Origin of the sequence: Pseudohalioglobus sediminis (genome assembly GCF_008370495.1) — a bacterium.
Lineage (GTDB): Bacteria > Pseudomonadota > Gammaproteobacteria > Pseudomonadales > Halieaceae > Halioglobus.
Window position 1 is genome coordinate 123,537 of record NZ_VTUX01000008.1, and the last position, 14,970, is coordinate 138,506.

12 protein-coding genes are annotated in these 14,970 nt (G+C 60.8%); 9 read left to right on the top strand and 3 right to left on the bottom strand.

Features of this window, described 5'->3' with window-relative positions:
* Positions 1-88: 88 nt before the first annotated feature.
* Positions 89-658, bottom strand: a complete 570-nt coding sequence (locus tag F0M18_RS16160) for a hypothetical protein (RefSeq protein WP_149612506.1) — start codon at positions 656-658, stop codon at positions 89-91.
* Between the two features lie 286 nt (positions 659-944).
* Here F0M18_RS16160 and F0M18_RS16165 point away from each other — a divergent pair, with 286 nt between their 5' ends.
* Genes F0M18_RS16165 through F0M18_RS16180 form a run of 4 tightly spaced genes read left to right on the top strand, consistent with a single transcriptional unit; the run spans position 945 to position 5,818 of the window.
* Positions 945-3,527 (top strand): hypothetical protein, encoded by a 2,583-nt coding sequence (locus F0M18_RS16165; protein ID WP_149612507.1) that lies wholly within the window; start codon positions 945-947, stop codon positions 3,525-3,527.
* Positions 3,528-3,533: 6 nt separating this feature from the next.
* Positions 3,534-4,706 (top strand): glycosyltransferase, encoded by a 1,173-nt coding sequence (locus F0M18_RS16170; RefSeq protein ID WP_149612508.1) that lies wholly within the window; start codon positions 3,534-3,536, stop codon positions 4,704-4,706.
* Complete coding sequence (locus tag F0M18_RS16175; protein WP_223178001.1) at positions 4,703-5,422, top strand: glycosyltransferase family 2 protein; 720 nt, start codon at positions 4,703-4,705, stop codon at positions 5,420-5,422. Before F0M18_RS16170 ends, F0M18_RS16175 begins: the two co-directional genes overlap by 4 nt.
* A gap of 3 nt (positions 5,423-5,425) precedes the next feature.
* Entirely contained in the window at positions 5,426-5,818 is a 393-nt protein-coding gene (locus tag F0M18_RS16180; RefSeq protein ID WP_149612509.1) for a DUF2304 domain-containing protein, read from the top strand.
* Positions 5,819-5,863: 45 nt separating this feature from the next.
* On the opposite strand, the gene F0M18_RS16185 is transcribed toward F0M18_RS16180, so the two are convergent.
* Positions 5,864-6,154 carry a hypothetical protein gene (locus F0M18_RS16185; protein WP_149612510.1) on the bottom strand — a complete coding sequence of 97 codons (291 nt, stop codon included), beginning with the start codon at positions 6,152-6,154 and terminating at the stop codon, positions 5,864-5,866.
* A gap of 188 nt (positions 6,155-6,342) precedes the next feature.
* On the opposite strand from F0M18_RS16185, the gene F0M18_RS16190 reads away from it, so the two are divergent.
* The 5 genes from F0M18_RS16190 to F0M18_RS16210 all read left to right on the top strand — a co-directional run bounded on the left by F0M18_RS16190 (position 6,343) and on the right by F0M18_RS16210 (position 12,791).
* Entirely contained in the window at positions 6,343-8,484 is a 2,142-nt protein-coding gene (locus tag F0M18_RS16190; protein WP_149612511.1) for a glycosyltransferase, read from the top strand.
* Between the two features lie 91 nt (positions 8,485-8,575).
* Positions 8,576-9,637 (top strand): hypothetical protein, encoded by a 1,062-nt coding sequence (locus F0M18_RS16195; RefSeq protein WP_149612512.1) that lies wholly within the window; start codon positions 8,576-8,578, stop codon positions 9,635-9,637.
* Positions 9,638-9,644: 7 nt separating this feature from the next.
* On the top strand, positions 9,645-10,643 hold the full coding sequence (locus F0M18_RS16200; protein WP_149612513.1) for a sulfotransferase: 999 nt from the start codon (positions 9,645-9,647) through the stop codon (positions 10,641-10,643).
* On the top strand, positions 10,640-11,599 hold the full coding sequence (locus F0M18_RS16205) for a sulfotransferase (RefSeq protein ID WP_149612514.1): 960 nt from the start codon (positions 10,640-10,642) through the stop codon (positions 11,597-11,599). Before F0M18_RS16200 ends, F0M18_RS16205 begins: the two co-directional genes overlap by 4 nt.
* Before the next feature lie 19 nt (positions 11,600-11,618).
* Complete coding sequence (locus tag F0M18_RS16210) at positions 11,619-12,791, top strand: glycosyltransferase family 4 protein (protein WP_149612515.1); 1,173 nt, start codon at positions 11,619-11,621, stop codon at positions 12,789-12,791.
* A gap of 60 nt (positions 12,792-12,851) precedes the next feature.
* On the opposite strand, the gene F0M18_RS16215 is transcribed toward F0M18_RS16210, so the two are convergent.
* Positions 12,852-14,954 (bottom strand): CARDB domain-containing protein, encoded by a 2,103-nt coding sequence (locus F0M18_RS16215; protein ID WP_223178002.1) that lies wholly within the window; start codon positions 14,952-14,954, stop codon positions 12,852-12,854.
* Positions 14,955-14,970 lie beyond the last annotated feature (16 nt).

Here is a 14,970-nt window from a genome sequence, read left to right on the forward strand (position 1 = left end):
TAGGTGCTACGCTGGCAAGAGTAAAATGGTTAGCGTACGCCCTGGATGACAGTACAAGGCCTCCGCAGACGGAGGCCCTGCGCGATCGTCAGCGCTTGCCGGCACGTCCCGAACGCGCCAACAATCCGGTTGCACCCAGCAGCAGCGCCAGCATGCCCAGGCCAAAACCACCAAGTACAGGTATAGCGCGGGAATCACCCGGGACCGGCGGCGTCACCGGAGCGAGGATACTGCTGCAGGCGAGGTCTACGGTCTCCACATCGGCCGCAGAGCCATTGTTGCGCTCAAATTGCACTTCCAGCTGCGCCGTGGCGTTGATGCCCGGTGCGTTCGGGGCGCACTGGACGTTTACACTGCAGGTGTCAGCGGGAGAATTCGCGCTGAAGGCCGTGCCCACGCACAGTTGGCTGGCGGAAAAAAAGCCAGCGCTGTCGTTGAGAATCGCCACCGAGGTGACGCTGCCATTATTGGCGTTGCCATCGAGGTCACCCGAGCCATTGAAGGTGATACCGATCACCGCGCTCTGTGAAGCCGGGCTGCCAACAGCCACACTGGCAAACGCCAGATTATCCGGATTCAGATCCAGGTTGATCTCGGCCGCAGCACCGGCAGAAAATAATCCCATTGCAGCAAAAGCCAGTATTCTTACATGTTTCATCGGTATTCCATCCCCAGAATGCAGGCCGTCAGGCCAGTTAACACAGTACAAATTGTTGCTTCTATTAGTACTTTATAATGTGTAAATATTGATTGAAAGGCCGAAAACAATCAATATGCACTTTGCCACAAAAGCCGATTCCAGGCGGGCGCCAGGGGCCACTACGTGACCGTGCCTGGCGCCACAGCAGGGCACATTTTCCAGAAGCTGTATCGGAAGAAACAACAGCGGAACACGAGACGCGGTGACGCAGTCCTGACATTTCCGGGATAACGGGCGAACTACCATGAATTACAGCAGCCTGGCGCTAGCCCTTTTCCTGCCCTGGCTGGTGGGATGGTTGACGCTGACGCTACTGTCGCAGCGCTCGGCAGCACACAACCAGGTCGCGTCCAACCTCGGTTTTGCACTGCCGGTGGGCACAGCACTGCTCTACCTGCTGCTGCGGCTGCAGCACCTTGTTCGCGGCGAGATACAGCTTACTGCCAGCCTGCTGGCGCTGGCATGCCTCGCCCTGGCACTCGCCACTACAGCAGTTACCCGTCACCGCAGGCTCCCGGAGCTGCGCCCAGTGGCGGTGACAACCGCACCCCGCCAAACCCTGTGGCTGGCGCTGATCCTGCTGCTGCTCATCGGTCACCTTACCCTGGTCACGGTGGAAATCCTGTATCGACCGGTATACCCCTGGGACGCCTGGCTGAACTGGATGTATCGCGCCAAGGCCTGGTTTTACACTGCCGCCTTCCTGCCAATGGACTCTCCACTGGACTGGAAAGCAGGCAACAGCAGCGCACTCTACAATGTCGCTGGCAGTCACTATCCAGAGTTTGTGCCGGGCCTGGCGCTGTGGACGGCGCTGGCCCTGGGCCAATGGAGCGACACCCTGGTGAATCTGCCAACTCTGGTATGCGGCGTTGCCCTGGCGCTCGCACTGTACGGCGAGTGTCGCCGCGCCGGCACCTCCGCGGTACTGGCTTTGCTCGCCGCTACATCGCTTATTTCCTTACCGCTGCTTGGGTCACACCTGGCACTGGCCGGCCAGGCCGACATCTGGATGGCCGCATTTACCGGGCTGGGCTTTATCAAGCTGATTGCGGGATTGCGCGCCGGGCATACCGGGCCGATCGCCATGGGTTTGCTGCTGATACTGTTCAGCGCGCTGGTAAAGCTGGAGGGACTGGCCTGGTTTTGCGTTGCGCTGTTAACCCTCGCCCTGGCGCGATACCCCCGGCTCGCGTCAGCCGCGCTGCTGCTGGCAGCTATCGTGGCCGGTATTGCAGTGGCCGCAGGCGGCCTGTACGCCGAGTTGCCACTGCTTGGAGGCATCGGCCTCAAGGACGACAGGGTATTCGTGCCCCTGCTCGGCGACTTCGCCGTGCAGGGCGGATACCTGCTGGACGACTACTGGAGCAACTTTGTGGCGGGCAGCTCCTGGCACCTGCTGTGGCCCCTCCTGCTGCTTTCCGCGCTGGGGGCTATCCGCCTGCGCGGCAGCCCGCTGCGCCGCGTGGTCCCGGCATTCCTGGCAGCATTCACGCTGGCCCAGGTGCTGATTTTCGGCTTTACCGAACAGGGCCAGTGGGCTGAACACTGGACCGCCATAAACCGGCTGCCTCTCCACTTCGCACCGGCCCTGGTGTTCTGCATCGCGCTGGTGGCTCATGAATACATGGCACAGCAGCGCGCCCCGGGGAAAAGGGAGATAGCGGTGCCGTTGTTGGGCGGATTGGCACTGACAGCCCTTATCTGTGCAGTGACACTGCTGCGCAGTGCAGGCGGCGAGGAACAAGCGGCACTGCGCTTTGATGCGGCGCAACTGAACATGGTTTCCGGTGGCGGTTACCTGCGCGATGGCGCCGGGGTGATCAACCGCTTTGACAACAGCATTGCGGTAGTGACAACCGGCCCGATAGAACTGGACGCGAGAACGCGATCGATAGCCTCTGTGGCAACCATCAGCGACAACTACGGTGAAGGTCGCTTCTTCTGGCGCCGTGGTGATACACCGGACGAGTTTTACTCTGTATCCCTCGGCGGACACGGCAGGCACCTGATCAACCTGTCCGCGGAGCCGGAGTGGCGCGGACAGATCATCGAGGTAGGGCTGTTCTTCGAAAATGGTTGGAACGAACCCATTCGTTTCCGGGAACTGGCGCTGTTGCCATCGACCACCGGGCAACAGTGGCACCTGCTGATGCGCGCCTGGCATGACCTGCCGCTGTGGTCACAGCGTTCGGTTCACTTCCTGGCCGAGGGCCCGGCGGCGCCAATGCTGTCGCCGGCCCTGTTGATGGTCATCTGGCTCACTGCCACCGCGATTATCGCGCTGCTGCTCCCGGCAACACGCTCTCGCGCCGTGTACCCGATACTCACCTGTGCGCTTCTGGCCTGGGCCGCACTGGATGCGCGCTGGGCCGCGCAGCTGGTAAAACAGACTGGCGTCACCACGGAGCGTTTTAGCGGTAAAGACAGAAACTACCTGGACCTCGGTGACGATCGCGCACTGTACCAGCTGGCCCGTGCCGCGCTGGCGATAAAACAGCATACCAATGCTCCGGTGCTGCTGATCACCCCGGATGCGTCTCTGGAATTCGAGATGCTGAGAACCAAGTACCACCTGCTGCCATCCCCTGCCTATGTGCACTGGGGGAAGCCGATGACCGCAGCGGACATGGGCTATGAACTGGCAATACTGGTGACAGCCAATGCCGAACCTGGCCAGGTAGAGCAACACATTCAGCAATTCCAGGAGCGTTTCCAGAGACGCCACGGCCGCAGACCGGTCATCGTGCAGCGCTCGGCCGCCGGCGTTCTCTTCGCCTTCGAGGACAGCGCATCCCGCCTGCAGAAACGGCCCGGGGATGCCTGATTCGAGATGAAGATACTGCATATTGGCAAGTACTTTCCGCCCCACCGCGGGGGTATGGAACGCTACCTGAAGGATCTCATGATCGCGCAACAGCGACAGGGCCTGCGCTGCCAGGCGCTGGTGCATCGCTCAGATATCTCACTGGCAAACGACGCGGTTGAGCTCAACGGCACAGGCGGCAACATACTGGTGCGCAGGGCGGCGGTATGGCTGCGACTCCTGTTCACCCCGGTCAGCCCTCTGCTGCCGTTCCTGCTGCAGCGCGCGATCCGTGAGTTCCGGCCTGACGTCCTGCATGTGCATCTTCCCAACCTCTCCTCGACCTGGGTGCTGCTACTGCCCTCGGCGCGGCGGATACCGCTGGTGATTCACTGGCACTCGGACATACCCGCATCCGGCAAGAGCAAGGCACTGGGCTTGTTCTATCGACTCTACCGCCCCCTGGAAAGGGCGTTACTGCGACACAGTCGCGCCATCATCGTCACCTCGCCGCCCTATCTCGAAACCAGTCGACCGCTGCAGGGCTTCCGGGACAAGTGCCGGGTCATCCCACTGGGCCTGCCCGGCGATGAAATCACAACACACCCGCTTGACGACGCACTGCCGACCCGGGTGCTCGCAGTGGGCCGCCTTACCTACTACAAGGGGTTCGAGTACCTGGTCAGGGCGCTGGCTCAGTGCGGCGATACAGTTGTCCACCTGGTGGGCAGCGGCAGCGAGGAGCAGGCGCTGAAAGCACTGGCCAGGCAGCTGGATGTCGCGGACCGGATCCACTTCCACGGCGAAGTCGATGACCAGGCCTTGTCGGAAATGTATCAGACCTGCCACTACCTGTGCCTGCCATCTATCGAACGCACGGAAGCCTTTGGCATGGTGCTGCTGGAAGCCATGCAACAGCAGCGACCGGCCCTGGTCACCACAGTGGCCGGTTCCGGCATGACCTGGGTCGTGGATGACGGCAAGACCGGTGTTCACTGTCGGCAGGAGGACCCGCAGGCGCTTGCCGACGCGATGCGAACACTGGGAAATGATCGTGCTAAACTGCGCCGGCTCGGCGCGAATGCGTACGCCAAATTCCGCCGCAATTTCTGCATCGAGCAATCCGAAAGACAACTGGCGCAACTCTACATGGGTGTGTGCTCAACGGGTGAAGGGACGGAAAGACCTGGGCAACCATGACCATGCAGCATGCACACGACCAAGCCGCACTGCCATTCAATGGCGTGGTGATAATTCCGGCCCTTAACGAGTCGAACAACGTGGGCGCTGTGGTCAGGGAGATTCTCGATCACACATCCCTGCCGGTGGTGGTAATCGATGATGCCAGCACCGACGACACCGCCGCCAGGGCCCGCCTGGCTGGCGCAGAAGTCATCCGGTTACCGCTGCAGCTTGGCGCCTGGGGCGCCACCCAGACAGGCCTTCGCTACGCCCAGGCGCGCGGATACGACATCGCCATTACCATGGACGCCGATGGCCAGCACGAAGCCTCCCACCTCGCCGAATTGATGCAGCCCGTTATTACCGGCAAGGCCGATGTGGCCATTGGCGCCTGCACGGCGCGGGGCTCGCGGATGCGGCGTATCGCCTGGTCGATGATGAAGCGTTCGTCCGGACTTTCCATAGAGGACATCACATCAGGCTTCCGGGTTTATAATGCCAGTGCTATCAGCGAACTGGCGCGCAGGCGCGCCACGCTGCTTGAGTACCAGGATATCGGCGTGCTGTTACTGCTGCTGTCGAAAGGAGCGCGCATTGTCGACGTGGAAGTAGCCATGCCGCCGCGGATCGGTAGTGGTTCCCGGGTCTTTCACTCCTGGCGCACGGTAGCGTATTACATGATGTATACGCTGCTGCTTGGGCTATCCAAGCGCAACCCCAGACAGGCATATTGAGTCATGGTGTCAATTCTCACAGGTTTTATCGGGCTGGCAGTCGCCGCCGTTATCCTGGTGCTGGTTCGGCGTGACAAGCTGCACGTGAATCACGCATTGGGCTGGGTGCTGGTGGCGGCGGGCTTCGCGCTTATGGGCTTTGCGCCCGGCGTGTTCGATAGCCTCGCCGGGATTCTGGGCATTCACTACCCACCGACCCTCGCGCTGACCATCGCCATTGCCATCCTGACAGTGAAAATACTGGCCATGGATATCGAACGCTCACGCAACGAGGTCCGCACACAGCGCCTGATTCAGAAAATGGCGATTCTGGAAAGCGAGCTGTCTGCGCTGCACAGGCGCAGTGAACCTTCCGGGGAGTCACCTCCGGAGAAGCCTACCTCGATCGACACGTGAACGTGCTTGCGCGTCAGTTAAGGCGAAAAAAATACCGCTAGAGCCTTACCTGTCCTCTGCCGACAGCTGCCCCGCTGCTTTTTTCTCCAGCCGCTGCTGCTTGAGATCCCGGCGCAGTTGCTGCTGCTCCTCGCTCAGCACAGCGCTCATGGCCTTGCGATCCCCGCCTTCATCCCTGATGCTGCGCATTTCCTGCACCTGTTCATCGGTGAGCTCGAGCTGCCGCTGCATATTCGCCAGCCGTTGGTCGCTGAAAGCGGCAACAGGCTCCTCCGCAATGCCGGCAACCGGCACCATGAGCAGCGAGGTGAAAACCAGGGGAGTGAGTCTTTTCATAGTGTCTTTCCATAGTGCATTCAATGAATGCCGACTCGTTTTTGCCGGCATCGGTGGGTGTGTCTAGAGCAATAGACCATCACCTGGCGTATAATATCCCGAAAATACTTGAGCGGCCGTTTCACTATCGGCTAACCGGCGAGTAGCCGGCACCGGCCCGGGCAGGAATACCGAGAACCCATCGAAACATGATCTGGCTTGCATCCTTTCCCCGTTCCGGCAACACCTATCTGCGCAACATTCTCTATGAGGTGTACGGCCTGCCTTCCAGCACCTTTCATCGCGAAAGCAGCTACCCGATCGACGCGGACTTTGCCAGCTATCCCTTCGTTAAAACCCATGAGTTGCCCTCGAGTCTCGACGAATTCGGACGGGACCTGCCTGCTGTGTACCTGGTCAGGGACGGCAGAGACGCCATCTGCTCCCTCGCCCACCATCGCTCTGACCTCATCGCGCCCGGCTCGGATTATTACCAGAATCTCAAGGAGGCGATTGTCGCCGAGCGGGAGAGTTTTTTCGGTGGCTGGTCGAAAAACGCCAGTGCCTGGCTCAAGCGCGCGGACCTGGTGATGCGCTACGAAGATCTGGTGGCCGATCCGATCGGCACGGTGGAAAGGCTGCGCCGATTGTGCGAGTTGCCGGCGGCCAATTCAGCCAGTCTGCCGAGCTTCGAGGCACTCAAACACGGCATACCCAAATACGGTGCCGGGCATGACCTCGACATTCCCGAGCAGGACAAACAGCGCCGGGCAGCAAAGTTTTTCCGGCGCGGCCAGCCCGGCAGCTGGCAGGACGAGTTACCCGGGGAACTCCACGAGCTGTACTGGAGCTACCACGGCGATGTAATGGAACAGTTCGGTTACGCCTACAGCGGGGAAATACTGCCCTGTCATCCCGAGCTTGACCATGAACTGGCGCAAAAGCTTGACCAGGAACCCCGGGCCCGACCACAGCAACGCCACCGTGTGCTGATAGAGAGTGCAAAACTGAAATCACCGGATAATGATGGCGTCAAACGCTATCAGGTCGAGCTGCTGAAGGCGTTGCTGCCGGTTGCCCGCAACCCGGCTTCCTGCTGGCAGATAGACCTGCTCATTGACGGGCAAACCGTGCCCCTGCAGGACGCCGGCGACCTCATTTTAAACGGCTTCCTGCGTAGTGACCTGGAAACCGAATCTGAAGCGGCGCATCAACCACACCAACCCGGCTTCTGGCTGCAACTGGAGAGAAAACTGGTGGCGGCGGTCCCACGCCCGGTGGTGGCATTTCTGCAAGCACACAACATCACCGTGCTGCACACAATCTATGAGGCCATCCGCTCTGTGCTCATCAGCATCGGTGACAGCGGCCTCTACATTGCCAGCCTGGCATCGCGCGTCTCCCGCAAAGCGGACACGCCGGCAGCCGCCGACGCGCTCGCAAAATACGACCTCATTCACCTGCCCCTGAAGCAGCATTTCGCGGCCTTTCGCCATGCCAGCAACAGGCTGCTGGTCACCGTGCACGACCTCACTCACCTGTATTTTCCGCAGTACCATTCGCGCCAGAACATCCGCAATGCGGAGAGAGGCATGCGCTTCCTCTTGCAACGTGGCGCCGACATCATCGCAATCTCTGACGCCACCGCGGCAGACACGGTGCGCGCCTATAACGTGGCCGAGAGCCGCGTGCACCGGATTTACGAAGCAGCCGATCGCGGCAAGTTCAACCACAGGCCAAACCAGGAGGATGGGCAGCGGGTACGCGAGAAATACGGCCTGCACTTCGACCATCCCTACATTGTCTGCCTGTCCACGCTGGAACCGAGGAAGAACCTGGAAAACTCGGTGGCGGCCTTCGTACAACTGAAGCAGGAGCGGCCGGATATCGCGCTCAAACTGGTCATTGCTGGCAAAGTCGGCTGGAAGATGGACCGCTTCCTGCAGTCCCTGCCCACTGCGGGAAACGACATTCACCTTACCGGCTTTGTCGATGACGACGACCTCCCCTACCTGTATTCCAACGCGCTGGCGATGAGCTACGTGTCCTTCTACGAGGGCTTCGGCCTGCCGCCGCTGGAGGCGATGAGCTGTGGCACACCGGTCGTCTACGGCAACAACAGCGCCATGATCGAGGTGGTCGCGACGGGAGGCCTGCCTGCGGATCCGCACAACATCGAAGATATCAAGGCGCAATATCTCAGGCTTTGCCTGGAACCGGGTCTCAGGCCTGCACTCAGTCGGGCGGCGCTGCGCCAGTCACTGGCTTTCTCCTGGCGGCGCACGGCCATACAGACGCTGGATCTGTACCAGCAGTTGATTGCACAGAGCAGCACAGGGAGCAAGCAATGATTTTCTGCGCGGCACGCGGGGATGCTGGTAAGCTGGCACGCAGGACGCCATTCCCGCTTTCCTGGTTGTGCAGATGAAAATAGTTCACCACGTGAAGCAATTTTTTGCGTATTGTTCACCGGCTGTTTACGCCGCCAGGGCAACCTACCGCGCCTTTCACCGCCAGCTCAGGCTGATCCTGCTGCTGAGCGCGCTGTACTCGCTTAGCCAGGCTATCGCGCTGGCGTTGCTCTACCTCCTCATCAGGCAGCTGACCGGTGAGACCAGTGAGCCGCTGTTTGACCCTGGCCCGTCACTTTCAATGCTGCAATCCGTGCCGGTACTCACCTGCCTGAGCGCCCTGCTGCTGGTTGCCGGGATACAGATCAGGCAGGCCATACATCGCGTCACCATCAGCGCGTCACAGGCCAGTGGGCAACGCGCCGCGGAACTGGGGCTGCTCAGGGCAAGGGAACTGAGTCAGGCGCAGCGTGAGCCGCCATTGTCGAGGAAACAGGTCAAATCCATGGTGCTGTTCGTCACCCGGGATGTCCCTTTTGCCTGCGGATTCGCTGCGCGCAGCGCTACCACGCTCGCTTTCAACCTCATTCTGGTTGCACTGTTGGGTGCGGTCATGGCCTATATCAGTGCCGTTCTCACCGCCGTGCTGTTACTGGTCGGCGCCCTGCTAACGCTGTACCTGTCGAGATCCTTCAGCAAGGCAGTTCGCAGTAGCGACGAACGCTCCGCCAACATTGCCAACTACCGGGCAGAAGTCGACGCACTGGCCTCCCGCATCAGTGCAGACACCGATGATGAGCAGGCCACAAACGACAGCCTGCGAACGCTGCTGGCAACCAGCAACGCCAGGCAGCAACTGGTCTCGCGTCTGCAGGAACGCAATGAGCGCCAGACCGGCGGGCTGCTGGTCGAGTATGCCTACCCTATTGCCATCATCGCCATCGCGATCATCTACAGCCAACTGGATAGTTTTGCGCCCGACATCACCGCGCTGGCGTTGTATTTCCTGCTGACTCGACAGGTCATCATCAGCCTGTACAGCTGCGGCAACGTGTTTATGTCGCTGAGCAAGCACCACGGCACCCTGACCGGCTTCCGTGACTTCATGCGTGACGGCAGGCTACCGCCGAAACACGCTGCCAGGGGAGAATAGCCCGCACATGCCAGCACACCCGGACCCACTGCCCGTCATTCATATCGGCATGCCGAAAACGGCGACCAAAACCCTGCAGTGGCGCATATTCGCCCGGCACAGCGGTATCTTTTACCTGGGGCGTTTTGACGGCGAGCCGTTCCAGGGGCAATACCAGCAGTACGGTGCCTGTCGCGACCAGACCGTGTTCAGGATCATGGATGAGATCGCCTACCGCAACTTCCGCCATCCCGATATTGCCACCTGCAAACAGCTGTTATCCGCCTATCTCGCGGAGCACAATGCACAGGGCCGCGTGCCGGTGTGGTCCTGGGAATCCTACTCCACCGACAGCCGCCGCAGCAGGCAGTACCGCGCGGACAACCTGAAAAACCTGCTGGGCTCAGCAAGGATTCTCATGACCATCAGGCAACCCCTGAGCCTGCTCGAGTCCGCCTACCTGCAGCAGTTGAAACGCGACAACATTGGCGCCGGTTACCGGCGCGGCAAGCCACTTTTCTGCACGGAGATAAACGACTGGATACGTCGCGACGAGCACGAGGACATCAGCAACCACCTGGATTATGCCGAGACCGTGCGTATGTACAGCCGGCACTTCGGCAGGGAAAATGTCTGTGTCATGGCCTATGAGTCGCTGTTGGCTGATGCCAATGGCTTCTTCGACCAACTCAGTCAGTTCCTCGGTGTTGACCCGGAAGAAACCCGGGAGCTGGTTCGCGCCAAAGACGACAATGCCCGCTGGAGCGAGGCGCAGCTGCAGCGACTGCGGGAAATACGTGACTCACTGCCGCTGTCCCTGCGCTTCCGCTACGGCACCCGGAAAGCACGCAAGCGCATGCTGGGGCTCAACGGCAGGGGCATACCCAGGAAACCGGGGGCGCGTGCCAGGGCACCCATCGAAGGGGAACTGGGAGCTGGCATTTTACGCCGGGTGCAGGAAGACAACGCCTGGCTGGATGAGGAGTTTCAACTTGGCCTTGATAGATATGGATACTACCCGCAATGACTGACCTGGCCCTACACGTGGGCATGTCGAAGACCGGCACCTCGACGCTGCAGCGCGCACTGTTCAGGAATCATTCGCAGGTGTTCTATCTGGGCAAGTACGTGCCCAGCAAGACACCCAAGGGTTGTCGTACTGAGGAAGTCTACCAGTGGCTGCAACCCTTGCTCTGGGATCTCAAGGCGGAGGTGGACGTTGACACGCATCGCCAGTTCTTCAATTCGCTGCGCGCAGAGCACGTCGCACAGCAGCAGATTCCTGTTTGCTCCTGGGAAGCGCTGGCGCTGTCACCGGGTGGTCTCTTCAGCCAGCGCCTTGAACGCCTGCAACGTGTCTGCGGTGACATCAAAGTGCAGTTCACCCTGCGCAATCCCGCATCCTGGATCACATCGAGCTACCTGCAGGAACTGCAGGGCAATTTCACCAAGCGCAAACCGCAAACCTTTGGCCGCAACGCCTATATTGGACTGGAAGACTGGATCGAACTGCATGTTGCGAAGCGCGGAGGGCTGGGGCAGTGGCTCAATTATGCCGCGAACATCCGCATCGCCAGCGAATTACTGGGCAGGGACAAGGTCGCTGTACTCCTGTTCGAGGACCTGGTGGCCGACGCCGACAATTTCTATCGCGACGTCGCCAACTTCCTCGGTATTGATGCTGAGCAGTGCGTGGAGCTGGCGCGGGGCTATCACTACAACAAGCGCCTTACCGAGGCAGATGTTGCGCATATGCAAAGCGTGCAGGCATCACTACCGGGGCGCATGCGCTGGCTGCTCAGCTCGCAGACCGCAAGACGCAAGCGTATGGCGGAGAATTCCGCCACCCGGGTTTCGACACCAGCGCGTATGCAACTCGATGCCGCCTGGGTAGACAAAGTGGCCGATGCCACCCGCGAAGGCCACCAGTATCTCAGCGAGGCCTTTCAGCTGAACCTGCGCGGCCGCGGCTATCCCCTGTGATGGCAAGGCGCCCGCGACCTTGAAGGTCATTATCGGTACCGACTGCCTGCGCACGCCGTTGACCGGGGTGGGACGCTATACCTACGAACTCTGCCGGGCGCTGATCGCGAGCGAGCAGATTGACAACCTGGAGGGCTTCGACTTCGGGCGCTTTCACTCGATGCAGGAACGACTTCAGCAGATTGCGCAGCAGGCCTGCGCCCCGGAGCAGCAGGGCCAGGCCGCCAGGGGCCGCACACTCAGGGCCCGCCTCGCTGAATCACGCCTCGCGACGGCACTGTTCCAGGCTTATGCGACCCGGGTATGCGGCTTGCTGCTGCAGCGCAAAGCGGATGCCGTGTTCCACTCGCCAAACTTTCACCTGCCGCGGTACGACGGTAACAGCATCGTCACCGTGCACGACCTTTCCTACCTCCTGTACCCAGACTTCCACCCCGCAGCCCGGGTCGACTGGATGCAACGCCTGGTCCCGGAGGCGCTGGAGCGCAGCAAGCAGGTTATCTGTGTATCCCATTCGACGCGGGCGGCGCTGCTGGAGCACTACGCCGTGGCCGCGGACAAGGTTTCGGTGACACACCTGGGCGTCGACCCTGTATTTCGCCCGAGGACAGCGCCAGAGATCGCCGCGCAGCTGAAGGCATACGACCTGGAATCCGGCGAGTACCTGCTCTGCGTGTCCACACTGGAGCCGAGGAAAAACATCGAAAGGCTGGTCCGTGCCTACCTGCGGCTCGACAAGCGCTGTCGTCAGCGCCACCCCCTGGTGCTGGCGGGTGAACTGGGTTGGCACTACCAGGAGTTGCAGGCAGCAATTGCCGACGGTGCCGGCCAGGGCGTACGCCATCTGGGTTTTGTCAGCCAGCAGGCACTGCCGGCTCTCTACAGCGGCGCCCGCTGCGCCATCTACCCCAGCCTCTATGAAGGCTTCGGCCTGCCGGTGCTGGAGGCACAGGCCTCGGGCACGCCGGTCATCGCCTCACAAAGTTCCTCGCTACCGGAAGTCGCCAGTGCGCAGGCGCTGCTGATCGATCCCTACGACACCGCTGCCCTTGCCGGTGCGCTCCAGCGCGTGATCGATGACCGCCAGTGGCGCGAAGATTGCTCCCGCGCGGGGCTGGAAAAAGCGGCCGACTTCACCTGGCAACGCTGCGCGATGGAGACCCTGGCGATTTATCGCAAGGCCAGCCGCTAGGCTTGTTTTCCGGGCAAAAAAAAGCGGCCCCGGGGGGCCGCTGGCACACTCCGCTAAGGCTTAATCGGCGGGACGCACGATGGTGGTATCAGTGACGGTGTCGATTACCTCCCCATCAAACACCAGTTCCATGGTCCATTCGATAGTCCGCGGCGGCTCATCGGCGGTCCACTTGAACTTGGCGCGACGGCTGGAAGCGGGCTCAATCGGCCTGACCGCGACTTCCTGTACCAGTTCACCGTCCGCGAGGAAGCGCACACTGGCGACATCCACGGCGGCGATTTCAGCGCTGTTGTTCACCAGCACTTCCACGGTGCGCTCAACACCGACCTTCACCGCATCGGGCGCACCCGGGTCGGAAAGGGACAGGTCCTCTGGGCCGATTTCCGGGTCCTCCGGTGGATCAACCGGACCACCTTCGGCGTCAATCACCAGTCGGGCACTATAGAGTGCGGTCGGCTTGCGATCACCCTTGATGTATACCGCCAGGTCGAAGTCTTCGGTCATCGGCAGCCCGTTGGTGCTCACCACGGTGCCTTCCGGGCTATCGCCTTCTTCCACGTAGTCATTCTTCTCTACCCAACCCCTGCTGGTGGCCAGCGGCGATGGGCCTTCCTCTTCGTCCCAGTCGAGCAGGTTGATGACAGTTGTCACTCGTGTACCCACTTCATAGCGGATGTTTGCGTTGGTGAAGGGCGGGGCACTGCATTCGATAGCAGGGATTTCAAGGCCCGGGATGTCCTGCCCGAACTTGTTGGCCTTCAGGCGCCAACGGGGCCCGGACACCAGGGCCAGGTTCCGGGCTTCCAGTTCCTCGGCGCTCAGCGGTACCGGTGAACCCACGAAGTCGAAGGTGTCGGTTGCATCGGCGTCAACGTAGGACCACTCGAAAGGATCACGATCGATAGTGGTGTAGTAGCCGTTGCTGAATCCTCCCACCAGGTCGGCGGAGAAAGCAAAGGGCTTGTCCGTGGGCGCGGAGCCAGGCACATCGCCCGGGTCGAGTGCGAAATCCGGATTCTTGAAGATCGTGCCGGCCCCAATAGGCTGCGGATCCTGCGAACCCTCGTCGGAATCCAGGTAATCGCCGTCACCCTCGTAGCAGTCCTTCAAGGACTTCCAGTAACCATCTTCAATGAAGTAAGAAGGCTTGCGGCCAGTCGCTGCCTCGTTTTCGAGGTCTTCCGGGCGCAGCTGGTCGTTCGGGTTATTGGTGATCCAGTGATCCACATACAGCAGGGCACTGGTGACTGCAAAGTCGTTCACCAATTCACCGCCGGCGTCACGCTCTTTCCAGGCATCGGGCAGGGGCAGGCGCGCGTACAGGCGCACATCATTGGGTCGCTTGATCAGGCCACCCCAGCGGTAGAGAGGCTTGCCGTCGTCTTTCAGGGTTACCGAATAATCGCTGCTGGCGGCAATATCAAAGCGCACGGTGGTATTGTCATTGGCATCCATTTGCTCCCCAGGCACCACGCTGGTCAAGCGGTCGCCGGGCACACCGTCATCGATGATCAGCAGGTTGTCGTCCAGGGCCGCTTGCGCACAATCGAAGCTGTCGCTGCCATCAGGGAACGAGTTGATCAACTGGATGCCGGCATCGAAATCATAGAAGAAATACGGGATGACCTCGTTGCAGCTCAGGGCATGCTCAAGCACGGTGTAATGTTCGGTAGAACACTTCACCGAGGTACCGCCCAGGCCCTGGCACCAGGTGCCCAGTGGCGGCTTGACCTTATAGGTGGCGGTTTCGGCATTGGATACCTTGATACCCACGACATCACCTCCGTCTTCGATGTTGCCGACAAAGCCTTCCTTGTAATCGCGAGGCGACTCGACGCTCTTGGCCTGGGCACCGAGGAACGGTACCACATCAAAGCCGAACTCCGTGTCCACGGGGTAGAGGGTAATCCCCTCCTTGTCTGTTACCGGTGATATCTCCGGCGGACAGGCTGCCCCGCCAGCAATACCACAGATCGCGTCTTCATCACTGGCCGTGCCGGCCGGCCCGAAGGTGGTACCCCTGAAATCAACCTGGAGGTCATCAACGGAAAAGACGTGTTCAACCTCGTAGGTCTGCGCCGATACGCCTGTGGCTGCTATTGCCATGGCGACGCTGATACTGGAAATGGCCTTCGCCATGGGTTTGCGTTGTAGTTTCATATTGGATTTCTCCCCT

Excerpts from the sequence above, each read along its gene's own strand:
- F0M18_RS16160 (WP_149612506.1), bottom strand. The coding sequence starts at position 658 with ATGAAACATGTAAGAATACTGGCTTTTGCTGCAATGGGATTATTTTCT.
- F0M18_RS16165 (WP_149612507.1), top strand. The coding sequence starts at position 945 with ATGAATTACAGCAGCCTGGCGCTAGCCCTTTTCCTGCCCTGGCTGGTG.
- F0M18_RS16170 (WP_149612508.1), top strand. The coding sequence starts at position 3,534 with ATGAAGATACTGCATATTGGCAAGTACTTTCCGCCCCACCGCGGGGGT.
- F0M18_RS16175 (WP_223178001.1), top strand. The coding sequence starts at position 4,703 with ATGACCATGCAGCATGCACACGACCAAGCCGCACTGCCATTCAATGGC.
- F0M18_RS16180 (WP_149612509.1), top strand. The coding sequence starts at position 5,426 with ATGGTGTCAATTCTCACAGGTTTTATCGGGCTGGCAGTCGCCGCCGTT.
- F0M18_RS16185 (WP_149612510.1), bottom strand. The coding sequence starts at position 6,154 with ATGAAAAGACTCACTCCCCTGGTTTTCACCTCGCTGCTCATGGTGCCG.
- F0M18_RS16190 (WP_149612511.1), top strand. The coding sequence starts at position 6,343 with ATGATCTGGCTTGCATCCTTTCCCCGTTCCGGCAACACCTATCTGCGC.
- F0M18_RS16200 (WP_149612513.1), top strand. The coding sequence starts at position 9,645 with ATGCCAGCACACCCGGACCCACTGCCCGTCATTCATATCGGCATGCCG.
- F0M18_RS16205 (WP_149612514.1), top strand. The coding sequence starts at position 10,640 with ATGACTGACCTGGCCCTACACGTGGGCATGTCGAAGACCGGCACCTCG.
- F0M18_RS16215 (WP_223178002.1), bottom strand. The coding sequence starts at position 14,954 with ATGAAACTACAACGCAAACCCATGGCGAAGGCCATTTCCAGTATCAGC.